Origin of the sequence: Pseudomonas sp. CFII64 (assembly GCF_000416235.1) — a bacterium.
Taxonomy (GTDB): Bacteria; Pseudomonadota; Gammaproteobacteria; order Pseudomonadales; family Pseudomonadaceae; genus Aquipseudomonas.
Genome location: NZ_ATLO01000021.1, coordinates 1 through 369, shown reverse-complemented (window position 1 = coordinate 369; position 369 = coordinate 1). Strand labels below are relative to the sequence as shown.

Here is a 369-nt window from a genome sequence, read left to right as displayed (position 1 = left end):
TTTTGTATTCGCCGTTATTGTTGTAATCGAATAGCGTGACCAGACCGGTGCGGCGGTTTAGCTCCCAGATGGGGCCTCTGGACGGTTTTACCCAGAGTTTGGGGAATTTGTAGATAACGAGACTACTAATAGCCCACGCAATGGAGCAGGGAATGACGCTTATATAAGCCATTCCTAAAAAACCATCAACAAAACCCATTAACGAAGGTTGGGGCGAATCGAACTCAGACAATATACAGACTCCAACTATTATCGGAGTCAGTATGAGCGCCCACCACTTTCCAAACATATGCATATACAGCCAGAATTGCGCGCGAGCTGCCCAGAGCGAAAACCTGAACCGCTCATGGTCGTGTCTGTCATGGAAAT

At 47.4% G+C, this 369-nt stretch carries 1 pseudogene; it reads right to left on the bottom strand.

From position 1 onward, the window contains the following. Positions 1-232 (bottom strand): annotated as a pseudogene (locus CFII64_RS30135) (hypothetical protein); the annotation flags it as partial. Positions 233-369 lie beyond the last annotated feature (137 nt).